The 19,446-nt window shown below is 43.4% G+C and carries 15 protein-coding genes; 7 read left to right on the top strand and 8 right to left on the bottom strand.

Annotation, left to right across the window (positions count from 1 at the left end; genetic code table 11):
• Positions 1 to 19: 19 nt before the first annotated feature.
• The 3 genes from QUB61_RS09675 to QUB61_RS09665 all read right to left on the bottom strand — a co-directional run bounded on the left by QUB61_RS09675 (position 20) and on the right by QUB61_RS09665 (position 3,570).
• Positions 20 to 538: a hypothetical protein gene (locus tag QUB61_RS09675; protein ID WP_333127666.1), complete on the bottom strand. Its 519-nt coding sequence runs from the start codon at positions 536 to 538 to the stop codon at positions 20 to 22.
• A gap of 50 nt (positions 539 to 588) precedes the next feature.
• A complete protein-coding gene (locus tag QUB61_RS09670; RefSeq protein WP_333127664.1) occupies positions 589 to 2,898 on the bottom strand; it encodes a M23 family metallopeptidase in 2,310 nt (769 codons plus the stop codon).
• A gap of 333 nt (positions 2,899 to 3,231) precedes the next feature.
• A complete protein-coding gene (locus QUB61_RS09665) occupies positions 3,232 to 3,570 on the bottom strand; it encodes a hypothetical protein (RefSeq protein WP_333127662.1) in 339 nt (112 codons plus the stop codon).
• 368 nt (positions 3,571 to 3,938) lie between these two features.
• Here QUB61_RS09665 and QUB61_RS09660 point away from each other — a divergent pair, with 368 nt between their 5' ends.
• From QUB61_RS09660 to QUB61_RS09650, 3 genes are all read left to right on the top strand, one after another.
• Entirely contained in the window at positions 3,939 to 4,619 is a 681-nt protein-coding gene (locus QUB61_RS09660; RefSeq protein ID WP_333127660.1) for a hypothetical protein, read from the top strand.
• Positions 4,620 to 4,674: 55 nt separating this feature from the next.
• On the top strand, positions 4,675 to 5,259 hold the full coding sequence (locus QUB61_RS09655) for a class I SAM-dependent methyltransferase (protein WP_333127658.1): 585 nt from the start codon (positions 4,675 to 4,677) through the stop codon (positions 5,257 to 5,259).
• Between the two features lie 195 nt (positions 5,260 to 5,454).
• Complete coding sequence (locus QUB61_RS09650; protein WP_333127656.1) at positions 5,455 to 7,248, top strand: bifunctional 3'-5' exonuclease/DNA polymerase; 1,794 nt, start codon at positions 5,455 to 5,457, stop codon at positions 7,246 to 7,248.
• A gap of 83 nt (positions 7,249 to 7,331) precedes the next feature.
• On the opposite strand, the gene QUB61_RS09645 is transcribed toward QUB61_RS09650, so the two are convergent.
• The 3 genes from QUB61_RS09645 to QUB61_RS09635 form a co-directional block, all read right to left on the bottom strand.
• Complete coding sequence (locus QUB61_RS09645; protein ID WP_333127654.1) at positions 7,332 to 10,121, bottom strand: hypothetical protein; 2,790 nt, start codon at positions 10,119 to 10,121, stop codon at positions 7,332 to 7,334.
• Positions 10,121 to 12,598: an ATP-binding protein gene (locus QUB61_RS09640; protein WP_333127652.1), complete on the bottom strand. Its 2,478-nt coding sequence runs from the start codon at positions 12,596 to 12,598 to the stop codon at positions 10,121 to 10,123. Before QUB61_RS09640 ends, QUB61_RS09645 begins: the two co-directional genes overlap by 1 nt.
• Before the next feature lie 185 nt (positions 12,599 to 12,783).
• On the bottom strand, positions 12,784 to 14,370 hold the full coding sequence (locus QUB61_RS09635) for an AAA family ATPase (RefSeq protein WP_333127650.1): 1,587 nt from the start codon (positions 14,368 to 14,370) through the stop codon (positions 12,784 to 12,786).
• A 325-nt stretch (positions 14,371 to 14,695) separates the two neighbouring features.
• Here QUB61_RS09635 and QUB61_RS09630 point away from each other — a divergent pair, with 325 nt between their 5' ends.
• The 4 genes from QUB61_RS09630 (at position 14,696) to QUB61_RS09615 (ending at position 18,666) form a co-directional block, all read left to right on the top strand.
• Positions 14,696 to 15,397 carry a hypothetical protein gene (locus tag QUB61_RS09630; protein WP_333127648.1) on the top strand — a complete coding sequence of 234 codons (702 nt, stop codon included), beginning with the start codon at positions 14,696 to 14,698 and terminating at the stop codon, positions 15,395 to 15,397.
• 297 nt (positions 15,398 to 15,694) lie between these two features.
• A complete protein-coding gene (locus tag QUB61_RS09625; RefSeq protein ID WP_333127646.1) occupies positions 15,695 to 16,129 on the top strand; it encodes an aminoacyl-histidine dipeptidase in 435 nt (144 codons plus the stop codon).
• An 847-nt stretch (positions 16,130 to 16,976) separates the two neighbouring features.
• The gene (locus QUB61_RS09620; protein ID WP_333189917.1) at positions 16,977 to 17,789 is read left to right on the top strand and encodes a hypothetical protein; all 813 of its coding nucleotides are present in this window, start codon (positions 16,977 to 16,979) and stop codon (positions 17,787 to 17,789) included.
• 19 nt (positions 17,790 to 17,808) lie between these two features.
• Positions 17,809 to 18,666 (top strand): IS66 family transposase, encoded by an 858-nt coding sequence (locus tag QUB61_RS09615; protein WP_333136980.1) that lies wholly within the window; start codon positions 17,809 to 17,811, stop codon positions 18,664 to 18,666.
• A 13-nt stretch (positions 18,667 to 18,679) separates the two neighbouring features.
• Here the strand turns inward: QUB61_RS09615 and QUB61_RS39835 are convergent, their stop codons facing one another.
• Positions 18,680 to 18,892, bottom strand: coding sequence for a group II intron maturase-specific domain-containing protein (locus tag QUB61_RS39835; protein WP_445300995.1), 213 nt, complete (start codon positions 18,890 to 18,892; stop codon positions 18,680 to 18,682).
• Positions 18,843 to 19,446, bottom strand: a 604-nt coding sequence (locus QUB61_RS09610; protein ID WP_333189915.1) for a reverse transcriptase domain-containing protein, incomplete at its 5' end; no start/stop codon positions are given. The genes QUB61_RS39835 and QUB61_RS09610, both read right to left, overlap by 50 nt.

Genomic DNA, 19,446 nt, shown 5'->3' with positions numbered 1-19,446 from the left:
TTATTAAAGCGAACATATCTCACTTATCTTTGCTGCTTTTACTAAGTGAAGGAACAGTAATCCCAACCTGCTTAAATGCCCAAAGCTCTTCTTCCGAAAATTGCCAAGTGGGTTCTCCCAAATTCGGCTGCAAGGTAGAGCGGAACTTATCAATACTCCCTGCCTTGTTGATGGAGTAACGCAATTCTCCCAGAGCAATTTGCCTTGCTATCGGCAGCTTGACAGTGTGGCTGTAAGGATAAAAATCGTTTGTCGGGTTGGAATAAAGCAAGCTACACTGCTTCTCTTGGAGAGAAACCAATACAGAAAAAGGCACGGCATCTCCCTGCAAATAGGCATCGAACAAGCGATATTGAGTGCTGCCATCTGTTACTTCAGTTACAAACTCTGTCCTGAGAGTCCCTAGACCAACTGGAAGGCAAGCTGAAGGGACATCAGCGTTCCGAGTCGGCTGGCTAAAAGCTGGGGGATGGGTAAATAAACTGCTCAACAAATAAACCAAAAAAGCTGTTAGCAAGCCCCAGGTAAATTTCAACATAATTGTCCGTTTTTTCAAGGAAATCATGGTGCAGAACATCTCCGTTTAATTCAAATTCCTTCTTGAGATGGGTTAACAGCCGTTCCATTAATGCGGGTTTCAAAGTGCAAGCGAGGGTCTGCCGTTGTCCCAGTGCTGCCTAGTCCGCCTATGACCTGACCTTGAGAAACACGATCGCCAACTTTGACTTTCACTGAACCCTCGCGCAGATGAGCATACCGAGTTGTGCGACCGTTGCCGTGTTCAATTTCGATCCAGTTGCCGTAGCCACCGCCGCAGTTCTTTAACCCTTCCTGGCAGTTAGACACCGCTGTCTTGACAACGCCGCCGCCAACAGCTTTTACCGGACTTCCCATTGAGCCGGCAATTCCAATGCCGTTATAGATTTTCCGCACCCCGGAAACCGGACGAGTTCGCATCCCAAAGCGGCTGGTTACAGGCCCATTCGCAGGCTTGATATACTGACTCGTGGATTGACCGCCGCCGGGGGCAGCACTCGCAGAATTAGAGGATTGCGCCGCACTGGAAGTCGGAACGCAAGCAGCAGCATTCGACTCCGCGATCGCCCTACCTCCCTCTCGATAGCGCCTCAAAACATCCTGTCCGTAACTTGAGAGAGTTAAACGACCGAATGTATCGGTTGAAGAGCCGTCAACTTTGGAATAGTCGCCCCCGAAATGCTTTTGAGCTACTCGCTCAATCAGGCGATCGCCACTAAAAAAACTTCCAGTAGTAGGGTCTTTTTCTTGAGAGGTGGCATTCAGCTTAGAAGCGAGACTTTGAGCAAAAACAGCTTCTCGATCGGCAGGCGGAAAAAATTGAAAAAGTTCTGCTTGAGTAGGTTGATAACCGCCTCGCAGTTTGGCTAAAAATTGCGTACCCCCTGGTTTAGATGAAATTGAACTAGCAGCGTACTCGTCGTAGTTTATAAACTGGTACTTGCCCAACGGAACCCCGCAATTATTTCCGCCATCAACGCAAGCATTAACGCCGGCATTCTCGTAAGAACTGCTGCTTTCAATACTGGCGATCGCTTCCGACAAAGCGGGAACATTGACTCCTTGAACATTGCCAACTGACACTGGCGCTGGTGCAGTGCTACCCGGAGGACAAGGAACATTAATATTAGCTGCTGTAGCTACGCCTTTTGTAACAGGAGAAGATACTCCGCCGCGAACTGCCCCAGTTGGTACAGAGGAAGAGCCGCCAGAGGAAGATTCCAGCGCCCCAACGAAAATGGGAGAATTAACCCGATAGGTGAAGAAAGGTACTGGGCCAATGAAATAAGGAGAGCAGCCGCAAGGCGAACAAAATCGGAAGAATAGAGCTGTATCAACGGTATCGGTTTGCTCGTCCGGTTCCATGACCACTACCTTAAAAGCGCTGCCAAAAGGCAATCTTCCCGTCGGTTCCTTGCCGCCGTTGACACCTTTAAGACAGCCCGATCCGCCCTCGACCTCCTGGTACTTACCGCTAATCCATTGCTTGCCTTCGAGCGAACCGCGAGCGTTCCGACCCGAATTCTCCAAATCGTCTAGTTCGATGTAAGCGCAATCATTTTCTTGGCAGTTAACTGAGAATCCCTGAACGTCGGAGCCTGATATCGTCTTAGTTCGCCGTCGCTCGGCGGGACCATAAACCGCATCAATTCTCATTACTAAATTGCCGAATTCTGCTATTGGATTGGGAAAGCTAGACAGAGGTAAAGCATTCAGCCCAGGTACGTCTTTAATTAAGGTTGTTTGCCAATCTGAAAACGCACCAAGTTGAGCGCTGCTTAAGTTCGGAATCGAAGACATTGAATACTGAGACAGGTCAATTTCTCCCAGTTTCAACTGACCTAATTGTGGATGGGAACTGAGAACCCGATCTAGAGTGCGATCGGCTACATCAATGCCAGCCGCTTTTGTTGCTAGCAGTCCCGCCACCGGCGCAATCTCTGCGACTTTAAATTGACCGAGAATAGGGATAGCCTGAACTAACTGATTTAACGACTGCTTGGCAACTAAAGTAAATGCACTTAAAGCTACGCTATCTAAATTCAGACCAGCTTGCTGTGTGACAAAACCAAAGGATAACAATTCTGGTTGCAAAGCTTGGCTGATATCGCCCAACATGATGTACTGGTCAGGAGTTTGCCCTGCTGTCCAACTTCGGCTCAAATCATAGCCAACTGCCTGCTTGTACTCTCCCGCTGAAAGGCTTCCAGATTGACTGATGGGTGGCATTTGAGAAAAAGAAATTTGTGTCCAATCTGGCAAGAGGGCGTTAACTGAAGTAGGATTTCCTTGCCTGTCCATCCCTGGTATTCCTAAAATTTTGGTGGGCATTTCAGTTGTATCAGCAGGAATTCGTGCCATAGCAAATATTGGTTGATCAAACAAAATGGAAACTATTAAGGCTAAAGAGAATAACCATACTGATAAGTGCCAGAATTTTGTTGATAATATTCTTCTCATGTTGGTGCAAAAAACTTTGGTTATTGGTTGAGGATACTGTACAAAAATTAAGCAATTAAGTGGGAGAACAGAACCCACCGAACTTGATGAGGCTGCAATTGCGCTTCTTAAAATAAATAAAGCAGTCAACCGAGGCTTTACATGGAGCAGCCTCGGCGTAAAGCACTGCAGCTCTAAGTCATCGTCGCCGAAATGAGAAGTTTCATGGCGATTTGTAGCCTGCCATCTGGAGCACTACAGCTCTAAGTCACCGCCGTAGAAATGAGAAGTAGCTGTTTGATTTTGATAGGAATTAGCGTCATTTGCCCCTCCCTCAAAATAAGGGTTAGGGTTAGCAGCCGTCTCCGTCCACGGAGTATCTGCTAAATTCAAATCGCCTTCAAAAACGTTTTCTCTATAGCCATCAGCAAAGTAGTCTGGAACCCCGTATCCCTCTGTTTGCTGACTGCTATAACCGTTGCTTCGATATCCGTTAAGGGAGGATTCGCACGGGTTACTTTCACGGCCACTAATAGCATAACCATCAGCGCTGTAACCTGGTTCATTGCCACAGATATTGTTTGGATCGTTCATAAATTATGTAGCTACAAAGTCGTAAGAATCAACAATTAAGCGTAGCTAGGGATAACGAGTAGGGGTTTCATCCGATAGTCGTAATTAAACTACCGCCTATCGGCGGATAGGCTACGGCGGCGATCGACGTAGCCTATCTGCAAACAACCAAGACCTACTGCTATTGCACGAAACAAAATATAGTGCTGCCATTGCTCTTAATTTCGCCCGCCTTCCATCCAGCAAGGTGGGTAAAAATTACTCAGAAATATAGAGGCGCGTATCTCTGCCGAATTGTTTGCCCAACAGACGGCGCAAATCCCTGTAACTGAATTCGCTACGCGATTTTTCTGATCTTCATTCGTCACACAATTATCCTTCAAAAAGATATGACTCAGCTAAATCTGTTAACGCCCGAATTACTTGAACAAATTACCACTCACCCTGTAAAACCTCAGTCCGGAATTTTGGAAAAGCTGAAGCTATTAGCCCAGATAGGTATGCACCGCGACTTAATAGCCGTGCTACTGGAATTGACCGGAATTCCCCTTCCCCTTTTACGTTACTATGCAGGCCCATTAGTTTTACACAAAACTCCCTGGTCAGAAAGCATACCTGACTGGTTGAAAACGGCTTGCTTATCCGATAGGCTCGATTTGATTCTAGAGGAGTACAGCAACAGAATTGTAGGGAATTACTGCACTTCCACAGAAGTCGTGGCTTATATGATGGGAGCCACATTTGAAGCTCCTCTGCACCACAGTTATTACAACGTCTATATGTGGGCAGCACAAGACACCTTGACAAGACATAATCGGCTACCAAATGGTTACAACTTGTCCGAATTAGCTAAATTTTCAGCCGTGAACTTTGACAGCATCAAAAATGATTATCACTATCTAGCTGGAGCAATTAGGAAAAGCGTTGTCCGCCATGCAGCGTCCCAAGGCTGGGGCAAACGTAAATTGTCCCAAGATAAAAGCGCTGATGCAGATTTACCGACAGAAATGGTAACAGCTAAGTCACCAAAAGATCAGTCAAAAGTTGAAGGGCAATTGACTTTATTTTAACACGGAAAAAAAGGCAATCTTCGCCAATTATAGCCCGAATAGCAGCAAAATTAAAATGAAAGATACTTCATCGCTTGCAGAAATGCTATATGAGCGAATCCTAGAAGCTCCACCTTATTCCTGGTTTCCGTCTCCTCCAGAGCTAATTGAGCTTATGATTGAAGAAGCTCAATTAGTTTCAGGAATCTACGCCTTAGAACCAACAGCAGGAGACGGCTTATTGGCGCAGGCTATGGTTAGAGCGGGTGCGATCGTTGATGTAATTGAAATAAACCCGCTGCTACAACAACTTCTGTTTCAAAAAGGGTTCAATATAGTAGGAAGTGACTTTTTAACAACTGAACCGCAGAGGCGATATAGCAGAATTTTGGCAAATCCCCCATTTTCTACGCCCCACATCAAAGGAGTTGATTTAGATATCATACAACGTGCCTATAACCTTTTTCTAGGCAATTCTGGACGCCTGGTAAGTGTTGTTAGCAATTCCATGAATGTCCGAGGCGATCCGCGATCGCAAGCATTTCGAGCCTTTCTTAAGCGCACGTCAGCCAAGTTAATCGAACTTCCCTTAGAAATCTTTTGGGGGAGCGATCGCCCGGTTACTGTTGAGAGCTACCTAGTCGTAATAGACAAAAAGTAGACGATTGCTTCCCCACTCTACCGTTTTATTAGTGGGGACAGCACAACTTACCTTTCAACAAATTACTATTAGTATTTTTCACACTAAATATTAAGAATGTAACTTAGACTTCACTACCGAACATCTGCCCCAATATCTCTGCTATTTCTATCAATTTTACGACTCAAACTATTACCTTAAACCCCCTCTACTCCCATGAATAATTCCCCACACTTCGCCCCAAATTCTATTGTGGAATACGAGCTGATTACAAACTTTTCCAGACTAAATGATGTTCTCTCGCCTTTAATAAAAGCTCGTGTTATAGCCATAGACACGGAAACCACCGGGCTAGATCCACTTACGGAACGCATCCGACTCATCCAAATAGCTGTCCCCCACCGCCCAGTGATAATTGTCGATCTAGCTGCTTTTAGCGATCGCGAATTATCGCCTTTAAAAGCACTTCTAAACAGCCGTGCGCTCAAAATATTTCAAAATGGTAAGTTCGACTGGCAGGTACTAGAAATAGCTGGACTTAGACCGTCTGGCCCATTTTTTGATGTCATGCTAGCGAGTCAGGTGTTGCGATCTGGACTCAAGAAAGACCACGATCTACAATCCCTCGCTCTTGAATTTTTAGGAATCAAACTTGACAAAAGCCTACAGTCGAGCAATTTCGGAGGTAAGTTATCAGCTTCTCAGTTAGAATACGCCGCTTTAGATGCTGCTGTCCTGCTGAAACTTAGAGCGCGACTCATCTCAAAACTTCAGAATGCTGGGTTACTAGAAACCGCCCAAATTGAATTTGAAGCGATGCCTGCTGTAGCCCAAATGGAACTAAATGGAATGTTACTGGATGCAAAACACTGGCATTTGGTGGGCGAGGAACTGGAAGCTCAAAAGCAGACTACGCTGGTGGAATTAGTGAAAGCCGGTCTTAAACCAGCCCCTAGCGCACAACTTTCGCTATTTCCAGAGATGGTGGAAACCATAAACCCCCGTTCGTCTGTACAAGTTTTAAGTGCTCTTCAGGCTCTCAACATTCCAATTAAGTCAACAAGTAAGAGCGAACTTATTCCTCTAGCTCGTCAATACCCGATTATCCAGTTGCTACTGAATTATCGGAAATTAGCATCTTTGTGTTCCAACTTTGCTGAGGCATTGCCCAAACACATTCACCCGATAACGGGGAGAATTCACCCCAGCTATCGGCAATGCGGTGCCCGTTCTGGACGCTTTAGTTGCAATAAGCCCAACCTGCAAAACGTTCCCAGGAATTGTACGGCAAAGGGGATGCGTGCGTGCTTCATTGCCGCTCCCGGATATCAAATTATTAAAGCAGATTACAGCCAAATCGAGCTAAGGATTGTCGCTGAAATATCTGGCGATCGCCGAATGTTAGATGCCTACGCTAAAGGTGAAGATTTGCATACTTTAACGGCTTCTTTGATTACGGGAAAGCCGTTAGAGGAGGTAACGGCAGAGGATAGGCGCATAGCTAAATCAGTTAATTTCGGATTAATTTATGGCATGGGTGCTGCCAAACTTCAAGCTTATGCTGAGGAAAAGTACGATGTTATTTTAACTTTGGAGGAAGCTAAAGAGTTCAGAAAACGATTTTTCCAAGCTTATTCTGGAGTCCGAAGATGGCATGACAGCATCAGGAGAACTGTGTACGTCAAAGATATCAAGCAAATCCGTACTATTGGTGGACGCAGAAGACGATGGGCAAAGAAACCCAGGCTTTCTGAGTTGCTAAATCACCCTGTTCAAGGAACTTCGGCTGATATGTTGAAAGTGGCGATCGCTCGTTTGTTCAAACTCCTACCCAAGACTGGAGCGAAGTTGATTGGTGTAGTGCATGATGAGATTCTGTTAGAGTGTCCGCAAACAACTTTAAAAAGAACCACTTGCATTCTAAAAAAAGTGATGGTGGAAGCTGGAGAGCTATATTTGCAGCAAGTTCCGGTTGAACTTGAAGTAAAAATTGCTTCTTCTTGGGCTTGAATCCGAAGAAAATTTAGAAATTACCTAATGTAGCGATCATTAGGGGGCAAATTATGGCTTAGCTTTTCACACATATTGGAGGTTCAAGACACGTGTTCCCGCCCCTCTAGCTTGTGTTGAAGCACACTCGCAAGGGGAATACCAGCTTCCACCAATCGATACACCAGATTAGAATATCGTTGTAGGATTGCCTTATCACTACGAATCTGCTGCTCAAAGCTGTTCCAAATACGGTTTAATAATTCGGCTGTCTGTTTTCCATTCCCACGCTGTTCATTCCAAAGGTCATGGACAGCATTACTTGCACATCGATTCAACCATTCGAGTGTTGGTTCTGGTGCAAACTGCCAGCCAATACCATTGAGCATGGTGAGAAAATGGCTATAGGCGTAAGAATTATGCCCAGCTACGCTAACCCACTTGTCAAAAATCTCAATAAAAAGGTGGGCGTGCTGCCAATCATCCTTAATGCGAGAACTACCATGCTGGGTAAAGACGATTAGTTGTAAAACTTCTCCAGTGTCAATATCGAGGTAGTCATAACTGACTTTTGTGGCAATTTCTGAACTATCCAGTACCCACTTGCAAATTTCTTTCCAAATTTCTAAAGCTTGTGTAGTTGGTCCTTCGACGTAAGCAATTTGATGACTGATATATCCATTCAGAAGATGGGCTGTCAGTTTTGGAACCTGAGACCAATTGTCTCGTAACGGTGTCAAAATGTGCTGACGAGTCTCCTCAAAACTCAACATTTTAGCCAAGTAAGCCATCCAGTCAAAGATGAACGAATTCCACCTATAGGGTTTAGGAAACTGTGAATATGGTTTCCTCTTCACTGGTAAATTATCTTCAATTGTTCGAGCTATTAAATTGTCACAAAGCTGGAGCAATTTGTCTTTTGTGTCGGGGTTTTGACACAATTCTGTGAGTGGTAAAGCCAAAAGTCCATACTCAACCGGCTCGTGAAGAAAAACAATGTTTCTTGCTTTGGGGATTCTAGGAAGCTCGGGAATTTCGTCTTTTGCTAAATAGTCAAAGTGATTCTGAATAACATTGTCTTCCCAAGTTTCTAGCTTCTCAAAACTGGTTCCAAATCGCCCAACACGAGTTCCACAGTAAAGTTTCCCAGGAATTACAGATAGGGAGAGACAAAGGCTCAAAACATTCCAGCATAATACTGGAGCGACATTCCATCCATTTTGCAGACCAACAAATACTGCTTTCACCACTTCTCCAGCACGGGAAAAACGTCTCAGTGACTCACTGATTAACTGGAGAATCTGCCGCCGTACTTCAATATCTGCTACACCATGGGTAGCTAGTAAGGCTAAACCTCGCCCAGCATAAACTTTCACGCTAGACGATGACATAGCATACATGGATGTTTCAGCCATACAAGCAGCCGCAAGTAGAATAGCGCGACACCATTCCAAATGATTCTGTATTCTTGCCCACTCAAAATCTGCAATGAGAATTGCTGCTGCAACACCAGCTATTCCTTGAAGACGAGTAACATCACGAATATCTTCGTTATCCCTTTCAGAAAAGTCTTCGGATGCCTCTAATTCTTTGGCTGCTGCCACAGCCTCTTCTAAAGTCATCCGCTCTTGCGGTACACGATTTTGAATGGTTTCTTCTGCCCATAGATATAAACTAAGCCAACGTTTCCATTCAACGTTAGGTGCGAGAAGCTCTTCATTCCGTTCTCTAAGTTCTTCGGGAAATTCTACCCATCTTTGTAATGGTTCACCCACTTGCCGTGGTTGATAATTTTCTCTTCTTCCAAATACTTGATAGTTTTCCATTTTTTCTTGGAGAGCAGCTACAAAGTTTGGATCTGATTTTTCTTCTTCATAACGAAAAGGAGGGTTTTTTGTAAATTTCTCAACTGCCTGCTCGAATGGAACTCTTAAAGAGTCATCACTAGACAAAACGTAATAAATTGCTAAATTTGTTCTAATTTCTCGTGAACGCTGCGGTCTTTTATTTCGCCTTTCAAGGACTTCGTAAAGCCAGTCATTATGCAGATCAAATTCCCAAAGCTTAAGAAATGTTAATGAATTGGTTTTATCATGAAAGAGACGCTCTCTGTCCATTTCCCAAATATCAGGACAGATTGCAATTGGTAGTGCTGCTTTTAAACACTTTTCAGGATAAGCAAGTGCTATATTTAAGCAAATACCTAGTACGGCGACTGAATTGCTCCCACTCAATACTTTTTCAAAAAGAGCTTCAACATTTCTACCTGCTTCAATCTGTCTCTCAATCCACTCTTCTAGTGCCATCAAGGCAGAAATCACAGCATATGAACCAGTAGTTCTTCCTCTAAACCAGCAATAAACTTGAGTATCACCCCAAAAATCACGAGAACCGGATGGTAAATTAATAGTGACTGGTAGAGGAGTTAATTTAGGTCTGTCAAATTCTTCTCGCTGTTCATACTCACGCCATTTTTCAGATGCAGTATTGGCGAGATTGTGGACTAAACGCAGTCCTTCATCCTCATTCTTAAACAAGAGATATAAAAACGGTCCTTGAACAGGTGCAGGTGGGAAAAAATTCAAGATATCGTTTATACCAAAATTTCTATCTTCTGACGAGCTAGTTATTCTTCTAGGAATACTAGGATCATTTTCTCGATTGATTGGCTTTTGGATAAGTACGCTGATTACAAAATCAACAAATTCTCTTGAGATTGAATCGACAAGAGGCGTAAAGTCTTGATTTTTAGAAATTACATCCTTTTTGGCGTCATAATTCCCAGAGTTAGCGAGTTCGCCGAGATAAGAGCCAACTTTCTCTGGCAAAACATCTGCTGAGTGCAGCACAATTCTGTGTAAGCGGTTTTCGTATTCATCATCATATCTCGACATTAGCAACCTCTCCTTGCTTCTTCTTCCTTAAGTAATGCGATCGCTATTTCACCAATTTCCTTTCGATAAATTGAGCCTGTTGGAGATTTGACTTGCCAAATCTCCATTAGCTTGACAGCTTCTGGACGAACAATAGCAGGTAAATCATTGATCCGTTTTAGCAACCAACCCATGAAAGGTTGCCACACTGACCATCTTGGGATTGGATCGCTCATTAAAACTGGCATCACGCGATCGCTTGACCGTAACTCTTCTTCTGTAAAGAAAGACATTAGTGAAAAGTTCGGCATCACTTCCAAAGTTCGGATTGCAACCATTAACTCGATAAGTCGCCGTGCATTCTCAGCTATGAGTAGCGGTTTAGCTTTATCAAGCAATTCGCTGGAACGTGGAGATACTAGAAGTGCAGTCAGTAATGCTTGCCGCCATCTAGGAGAAAGTTCCGAAGCTTGCTCAACTTGCTCTATTAATTGTATCCAAGAATCTGCCGTGTTAGAGTTTTCTAGCAAAGCTAACCCTAGTAATTGAACAGATCTATATAAACCGAACGGTTCATCTAGTTCTTGAAGATAAGCAGATAAGTCGTCACGACGCTGAGCCAACAAGCGATACATCACCCAGTCTTCCAGCAAATCATGACCAAAGCGATACACTTCCCGATCGGGGTCTTGTACAATAATGCGATCTGCCGCGAGAGAAATAATTGACTCTGGAGTAACAGTTTCTTCAACAGTAAAGTGCTTGCCAGGAGATTTAACAACCTGTCTCCCCAATCTCAAAAGAGAACTTTTTCTCTCACGACCGGAGACGGAATTTTCATTACCAACCAGTCTGTCCCACCACACTTTACCGATCTCAATCTCTGTAGCAACAGGTGGTAAGTCTTCTGAATTTGGAAGCATACGTGGGTCTTCCAGCAATCTCAACATCAACGGATTCTTGAGAATCGGTGAAAGTTGATTCAGAGATAATAGTGGTCTAAGTCTAGGGCTATGTTCGACAACACTTTGAAGTTCTTCTTTGGTTAATTCCGGTACTTGCAACCTTGTTGGTTTTCCTAGTGCTTGCCAGTTCAACCATCTGTAGACATCTTGAAGATTTTCTTCCCGTGCTGAGAACACAACTGTCCAATGTCGAGAACCATCTTCACTAAGCGGAACTTCCTCTAATGTGCGAAATAAATCATTCACAACAGCACGTTGACCTATGTCAACAATCCGATCGATTCCATCAATGAAAATAGTTGGTCGAGAACTTCCACTTAATGCTACGAGGAGTTTATTCAGTGGTTGTGTGAGTTGCAGAGTGCTGGCATAACTACTCCAACCTGTCCCAGTGATACGATCTCCTGAAATAACTAGAACTTGACCTTCGCCTTGTTGATGCTCAACAAGGGTCTTTAAAACGGCTGATTTACCAACCCCAGATGAACCAACTATCTCGATTAGCGATGCTTCTGTAAGCTTTTCTAGAGCGTTGGCAATTAGCTCGGTTCGGCTAAGTCTTAAACCGCCAATATCGACACGGATGTCTTTTAGCACAAAATCTGATTCTTGTCGTAACTTCTCAAAGTCCGAACGACAAAATCGGTCATTAACTTGTGAAGCGATCGCATCGGGCAACTGTATAAAATTTTGCTCCAGAGTCCCCACACGCGATTCAAGGTTCAAAAGGCTCACTATAAGATTTTGCAACAGGTTACGGTCTTTCTCACTTAGCGTAGGAAGTGAAAGCTGATGCGTTCGCTCTTTTACTGTGAGTTGTTTGATATCAGGCTGAGAAAGTAGTTGAAAAACTTTGAGGAAAAGCCTTTGATACTGCTCGTTTGCTTGAATTTCATTTGTAGCATACTCTTGTCGAAGGAGGGTTTGTAGAATCCCAGTTCTTAATGATTGAGGCTCGGGTGTATTCGTACTCCACTCAAAGCTACAAATTAGATCGAGTAGTTCCTCCTTGCTAGCGGCTGTGATAAAATTCCGAAATACTGTCCAAGTTGTATCAGGAAACTTTTTTGGTTTAGAGTCTTTACTTAGAATTATACGGATTCCCTCTAAAGCTTCATTTTGAGAGATTTCTGTTAGAGTCCCTTGGCGGATCTGTTCCCATACAAAAATCCATTTTTTTTTCTTAAGCATTTCTGGAGAAAGTTTCTCTTTAGTAACTAAGGCAGTAGTTGTGTAAAGAAATTTTAATTTCTGCTGAAAATTATTCTTACGATGCTCAACAAAATTAGCAATGGCTGTGACAGCTCTCCAAAGCGTAACAGAAGAGTTGTAGTTTTTGACCTGTTCGAGTCGTCTTTCCTCTTCTCCAGAAAGTGAACGGGAAATTAAATCTATATCCTCCCCACACTCTAGTTCTAGGAATTCTCCGGGTTGCAAAGAAAGCCAACGCTCAATGGTCAGATCAACCTGATAGACATATCCTCGAATGGTGTCCGATGCGTCTCTGTTAGGCTGTGGAGTGAAAGCAGACATAGTTAAATATAATACAGCGAATTCCAGGTTTATGAAGTACAGTAAGGTTTCATTTCCCTGTTCATATACTGGCTTTAGTGTACTCTATATACCTAGAATATGCTTTACTTAGATGGGTAAATGCTCTCCCTCTATGTGGATATCAGAAGCAGCCAGCCTTCTCCAGAGTAGCCCTCAGAAGTTGGCTACCCAAACAATTCCTGTAACGGAATAGAAAATCGCGATCGATCCTGCCCACTAGCCGATCGAGCATAAGTCGCTTGATTGCGAATTGCTAAAATTTGCTCTTCATCGCGCAGCATCGACGGCGTAAACTGGTAACGCTGTTGCCGGAGGTCATTCAATGTCACCTTCAATTCATCCGGCTGTTTCCCTTGTACCCGATCGCGATAATATATCTCCTCAGCACATTTTCTCACGGCATTGCCTATTTCTGCTGGCGTACAAAGCCTGTAATCTCTCAACAGAATCCGCCACTCATCATCTGTCCAAGGCGACTCAGAAGCATTACGAAACTCAGGAAAATATTTTTTGAGATGAAGATTAAAAATTTCATACATCGCCCCTTCGTGAGGCAAATCCACAAAGAAAATATCATCAAAGCGACGAATTAATTCCGGCGGTAACATCCCCAAACGGTTAACTGTCGCCACGATATAAATTGGGTATTGATGCTCTTGCATCCACGTTAAAAGCTTCCCCGATAAGCGCCTAGAAACACCGCCATCTGCATTGGAATCCCACCCTGCAAAACCTTTATCAAAATCATCCCAATAGAGAATTGTAGGACTTAAAGCCTGAGTCAGTTCCAGCAATTCGCGCAAAGCTAAATCTGGTCTGGAAGAACCGACAATCGAACCCCAATCAGCCGCCAACAGCGGTACTCCCATCTTCTTAGCCGCAAGTTTAGCACTCAGACTTTTGCCGGTACCCGGCGGCCCCCAGAGAATCATTCCCTTGGGAAATTTGAGTCCGTATTTCTCTGCTTCTGGACTCAACAGAGAAGCCACCTTTGACAGCGACTCGTCTAGCAAGTCTAAACCACCTGCATCCGGCACATCTGCCTCGGCAATAAACTCTAAGCCTCGCCCCCGCAGCTTGTTAACCTTGTGGTCGAGCACCAACCGCGCTATTTCCTCCACAGTCGAAGCAAAAGCTAGCGATCGCTCCAAAATCAACTCGATCTCACCTTGGGGCAACCCCTGGCAAGCTCGAACCAAAGCAGCTTGCAACACCTCGTCACCTTTGTCGCCAAGCCAAGGATTGCGATCGCAAAACAACTCCACCACCTTTTGCGCTGCAACTCGGGACGGTAATGGAGTCGTCAGTACGGGAATCAACGGCTGCAAGTTCACCGGCAATTGTATGTAGTTTTCCAGCATCACGCAAAACTGAGGAACCGCAGACCAAGATGAGTGATAGTAAGCATTTGCCAGTTGAAACCCCAGACGCGAACTCACCTGACCGGATTCGTCAAAATCTAGCAGTCCCTCAAGAATGTAAATTCCCTCTCTCTTACTCTCTAATAGAAACTCAAGCACGTCAGAATCTGGGTGCAAGTCAGTATTTTGCAAGATACACTGACCGTCCCGACTCACAATTTCCTGCAAGCAACTGTACCCAGAGTTCCAAAAGAAAACAGGCAAATGCAGTTCCTGCCCCCAATTGTGGAACTGTGCTAACACTCTGATTCGGTCAGGCGTGTAATACTCCAGCCCGACAATCTTAATGCCTCTTTGGGCCAAAGCGAGCCAGTCATTGATGCTACGCATAAATTCAACGGTAAGAAATATTCAAAGGTACTCTTCTCATTGATATGCTACGGTCGAGCGTTGCCATCAGCCAATAGTTCTACAGCAGCCAAACCTCCTCTTAATTCTTAGGAATTATTTACCGAATTTCCTCAATATACATAATTATGTATTTCGGCTGCTCTAAAAAAAAAAACACCGAATTATTACATAAATTTATTTCAAACTAACAAATTTATAAATAATTGTTAATAGCTATAAAAAAAAACTAATTATAAATTTGATGAAATTTGAGAGCGCCTAACGGCGCTGTTAGCCGTGAAGTAGTTTAATTAAATCAAATTTCATGGCTACAACAACAGCTAAAAACCATAACTCTCGCCCATCCAATGGAGCGGTGACTTTGAATGGCAAAAGCAATGGTGCTGCTAAGTCAAAGAGTCCAGCAACAGCTACCCAATCACAGGTCAGTCGCCGTTCGACACTCACTGTAGAAGAGCAAGCAGACGCACTTCTAGACCGCGTGCGAACTACCATCCTGAAAAAGTTTGGAGTCAAAATTCAACTGCGCGAAAAACGCCTCCAAACTAAGGTGGGTCACGCTACCAAGGAAAAACTAGGTTTGGATATTGCTGCACAGTTAAAAAAACGCGGCAAAACGATGAACTGGCAGCGTTGGAATAACGAAGTGTTTCAAGCTCTATTTGGTCAACCCGATGCACTGCGCCACGATATGGAAGTCATTGCGCTTGTGATGGCAAAACTATACGACGTTTTCGAGCTTGACCCGCAAGAAGCAATTAAAGGTCTTGTCAAATTCAATCAAGAATCGCTTGCTAAACGCAACAGCTATAACAAGCAGAATGAATCCGATGATGAAGATGATGATGATAATGTGGATGACTTAGAAGATGAACTTGATGCTGATGAAGATGAGGAAACAGATGAACCCGAAGAAGACTTGGATGAGGACAGCGAAGAAGACTTCGATACCGAGGAAGAAGATGATGAGGACGAAGATGAGGACGAAGATGAAGATTTAGAATAGTCTTTCGCCGTCACTCAATTTTATAGCTTTCCTTCACCATCGCTATTGTCGAATATGTAAAACTCTGCTTTGCCTAAAAAAGGCAGAACAGAGTTTTTTTTCATATTAACATTTTTTAAATAGAATTAATTATAATTCTCAGATTTTTGAAATCTGAAAATCTTCTAAATATAAGGAATTTTCAATACAGCTACCACTGTTATTGAGAAAATTTAAAACTTTGTAAGTAATTAAACTCAAAGAGGCAGCGATTGCTGCTGTGTGGATGAACAAACTTGAATTCAGGAAAATTGAGAAATGAGAGTCACTGAAAAACTTCAAAAGACTAATGCAGCCAATACTGCTAAAGCTCAAAAGACCCAGATAAAAGCGCTCGACAAGTGCATTAGTTACAACGATAAACTTCGCCTAATGGTACTAGAAGTTTTGAGAGAAGAATCTGGTCGGGAACTTGCAAGTGTTGCTCGCTTTAACGGCGGCGAATTTGAGTGGGAGACACACAATGCCCAATTTCGTGCCGACTACAGCGAGACGCCTTTAAAAGAATTGATGCGTGCTGGTCGCATCCTATACGGATTGACCGATATGGATGCAATCCGCGATCGCCGCGCCAAGCATCGGGGCATTCGCAATCAACGGCTCGCCCGTCAGAGCAGCGGAGTTGCTTCCAGCTCCCCAAGTGTGTACGAAGAAGTGGATGTTGCTGACGACGACATCGATGATTTGGATTAAGTCGCTTGAGCAACTAAGAATGTCAAAAATAGCCTGTTAAGGACGGCTTCCCCACTCCTCATCGATTCTAGGAGTGGGGAAGCTTATTGCCACCCACCCACCCTTTGATTCAGAGCTATTTTACTTTGTAAAAACCGTATTTGACCTGGATGCGGATTTTAGAGGGCTAAAAAAGGAGGAAAAAAGAGGATAAAAGTTAGAGTCGATTAGGGAGTTACCCCCCTAACCTCTCCTTCAATTAGAGTCGATGCCTGTGTTACCACAGGACACCTCTGGTTCAGAACGCGGACGTGCAGCTTTCACTGCATCCGGCTCCTAGTTTGACACCTAATAAGTCGGGTTTAACCCGCTGTTCGGACTCTCACCTGACCATGAACGGTCTGATGCTGGTGACATTCACGATGTAGAACTTCCAAATTTATAGGTTTCCAATTGTTATGGTTGCCGTCGATATGGTGTAGTTCTGCAATATCACCTGACATGAACGATAGATTACATTCTGTACATTTGTGATTCTGTTTCTTGAGAAGTCGTGCCGTTATTCCATCGTAGTTAGCATTCTCTCGTTTTGACCAATAAACAAAATCGCCATCATAGGGTGATTTATCTCCCTTGACAATGACAAACTTGCAGGCTGACCAACTAACCGCAGGAATTGCTCTTTTTATAACCTTATTGGTTTGATAACGGTTGTATCTTCCTTGTTTCCGAATGAATTTCCATAACCAATAGTGCAGTGACCACAGGTCGTGTTGACTCATATCGCAGAATCGTATCGGCTCAATAAGTAGGGGTAGCAGAGAAAAAAAAGTAAGCAGAGTACACAAAGTGTCATAAAATAGGACACATGACGCAAAAGATTATTTCACAAGACAAGTCATCCTTCAAGATACTGCAAACCATCGACCCCCCAGGTATTGCAGACGAATCCATGCGTCACACAGTAGAGATATTACTGAACCTAATAGAGCAATTAGAATTAAAAGTCAAAGACTTAGAGTCAGAGAATCAACGATTAAAAGATGAAAATAACCGATTGAAGGGAGAACAAGGAAAACCAGACATCAAAGCCAAGTCCAAAGGATTCAAAAGCCAGCACTCATCAGAAAAAGAGCGAAAAACGCCAAAAAAGCATAGCAAACGCAGTAAGAACGCCACGATTAAAATAGATCGAGAAGAAATACTAGAATATCCCACAGACCAACTGCCAGCAGATGCAGAATTTAAAGGATACGAACAAGTAATCATCCAAGATATCAGCTTGGCAACCGACAACATATTATTCCGCAAACAGAAATATTATTCACCCTCAGTCGGAAAAACTTATGTAGCAGAATTACCAATGGGCTACGAAGGAGAATTTGGACCAGGAATCAAAGCCTTAATCATCAGTTTGTACTATGGTGGCAATATGACCCAAGGCAAACTACTAGATTTTTTTGCCGATTTAGGTATTTCTATATCAGCAGGTTATTTATCCAAGCTGTTAATCAAAAACCACTCGGGTTTTGAAACCGAGAAAAAAGAAGTTTATGATTCAGGACTAGCAAGTAGCCTGCAGGCAACACTTCGACCAAACAGGCGCGCGTGTAGGTGGAGTCAACCATACCACCAATATCATCTGCAACCCTTTATATACAGTCTACTTCACAACAGCTAATAAAGATAGACTGACGGTAATGAAAGGATTACAGCCCGGACGAGAACTAAAATTTATTCTGAATCCACTGACATTCTCACTAATTGGGGACTTCAAAATCCCGACTAAATGGCAGAACGCTCTCAAGCTATTACCTCAAGAAACGATGTTGAGTGAGTCACAGTTTAATCACCTACTCAATAAGTATCTCCCCAAACTGGGTGCTCAACAACTTACCCGGATTAGGGAAGCAGCAGCTATTGCTTTCTATCATCAGCAAACAGATTGCCCAGTCGTACAAACTCTTTGTTGTGATGATGCTCCGCAATTCAAGTTAATCACTGCCGAGCGAGCGTTATGTTGGGTACACGAGGGAAGGCATTACAAGAAGTTAAGCCCGGTATTCGCTTGCCATCAAGTAATTTTAGGGCAGTTTATCGATGATTTTTGGGATTATTATCGGGAATTATTAGCTTACAAAGATGCTCCCAGTCCCGAAGCTGCACTGCTTTTAAAGTCTAAATTTCGGCTGCTTTTTGAAACTCCAAGCGCTTATGAATTGTTGGATGAACGCAAACAATTAACTGCGACAAAAGTATCGGAGTTGCTCAGGGTTTTAGAGCATCCTGAATTACCTCTGCACAATAATCCGGCTGAGTTAGCTGCCAGAACTATGGTGCAGCGACGTAATATTAGCTATGCAACTCAGACAATTGAGGGTACTCAAGCCTGGGATACTTTTATGTCTCTTGTTGCTACTACTCGTCAGTTGGGAATCAGTTTTTTCGATTATGTCCGTGACCGAATTTCTCAACTTCGAGTCATTCCCTCTCTATCCACTATTATTCGCGAAAAATCTTCTCTTCATCCCTTGGGCTTGTCTTGGCAACTAGAATAACTGCTCCCCCTATTTATTGAGCCGATACGCAGAATCTATGGTAATTTCTCCACCCTCTTACCACCGAACCACACTTGTTGATTCGATGCTCGAGAGTGAAACGACTATCTTTTATCACTTCTTTAACTTTTGCCTTAATGCTAATTGTAGCTTTTTGACTTGGTGTTGAAATGAATTTACCCGACAGGCTTAACTGAGAAGTTCCACCCAAGGAAGTCGAAACCATCTGTACTATGTACGACTTTGGTTTTGGCTTCTTTAACTTTTAATCCTCTTGTTTCCAAGAATTTATCAATGTATCCTCGGAGGGGCTCAGGGTCGTCTTCTGGTTTCAGAATAAACACAACGTCATCCGCATAACGAAATCCAGTAATAGTGTCTATGTATCTGCCACCATTTCTGATTTTTAATCTAACCTCATGACCAACGTTCTCTAATCCGTGAAGAACTATATTGGCTAGTAATGGGCTGAAAACTCCACCTTGCGGCGTACCGGATTCTGATGAAGGAAATTCTCCTCTGACTCCAGCTTTTATTGCCCTAAATACCCCTTGTTTTGCTGCCTTTGGTAGTTGGACTGATTGCATTAAGAATTTGTGGTCAATCTTGTCGAAACATTTTTCAATATCCAATTCCAAAATTCTTTTTTCTAACCCATTACTGCTAGAGTTGAGATTATTGAATAATTGTCTCTGGATATCAGGGCAGCTTCTGCTAGGTCTAAACCCATAAGAATGAGCGTTGAACGTAGCTTCTGCTGCGGGTTCCAAGGCATATTTG

The sequence above is a fragment of the Microcoleus sp. C2D2 genome, assembly GCF_036702495.1.
GTDB lineage: Bacteria > Cyanobacteriota > Cyanobacteriia > Cyanobacteriales > Microcoleaceae > Microcoleus.
This window is presented reverse-complemented; position numbering and strand designations above follow the sequence as displayed.

Bases quoted from the DNA above. Each gene is read 5' to 3' on its own strand.
- QUB61_RS09675 (WP_333127666.1), bottom strand. From the start codon at position 538: ATGTTGAAATTTACCTGGGGCTTGCTAACAGCTTTTTTGGTTTATTTG.
- QUB61_RS09670 (WP_333127664.1), bottom strand. From the start codon at position 2,898: ATGGCACGAATTCCTGCTGATACAACTGAAATGCCCACCAAAATTTTA.
- QUB61_RS09665 (WP_333127662.1), bottom strand. From the start codon at position 3,570: ATGAACGATCCAAACAATATCTGTGGCAATGAACCAGGTTACAGCGCT.
- QUB61_RS09660 (WP_333127660.1), top strand. From the start codon at position 3,939: ATGACTCAGCTAAATCTGTTAACGCCCGAATTACTTGAACAAATTACC.
- QUB61_RS09655 (WP_333127658.1), top strand. From the start codon at position 4,675: ATGAAAGATACTTCATCGCTTGCAGAAATGCTATATGAGCGAATCCTA.
- QUB61_RS09650 (WP_333127656.1), top strand. From the start codon at position 5,455: ATGAATAATTCCCCACACTTCGCCCCAAATTCTATTGTGGAATACGAG.
- QUB61_RS09645 (WP_333127654.1), bottom strand. From the start codon at position 10,121: ATGTCGAGATATGATGATGAATACGAAAACCGCTTACACAGAATTGTG.
- QUB61_RS09640 (WP_333127652.1), bottom strand. From the start codon at position 12,598: ATGTCTGCTTTCACTCCACAGCCTAACAGAGACGCATCGGACACCATT.
- QUB61_RS09635 (WP_333127650.1), bottom strand. From the start codon at position 14,370: ATGCGTAGCATCAATGACTGGCTCGCTTTGGCCCAAAGAGGCATTAAG.
- QUB61_RS09630 (WP_333127648.1), top strand. From the start codon at position 14,696: ATGGCTACAACAACAGCTAAAAACCATAACTCTCGCCCATCCAATGGA.
- QUB61_RS09625 (WP_333127646.1), top strand. From the start codon at position 15,695: ATGAGAGTCACTGAAAAACTTCAAAAGACTAATGCAGCCAATACTGCT.
- QUB61_RS09620 (WP_333189917.1), top strand. From the start codon at position 16,977: ATGACGCAAAAGATTATTTCACAAGACAAGTCATCCTTCAAGATACTG.
- QUB61_RS09615 (WP_333136980.1), top strand. From the start codon at position 17,809: ATGAAAGGATTACAGCCCGGACGAGAACTAAAATTTATTCTGAATCCA.
- QUB61_RS39835 (WP_445300995.1), bottom strand. From the start codon at position 18,892: ATGGTTTCGACTTCCTTGGGTGGAACTTCTCAGTTAAGCCTGTCGGGT.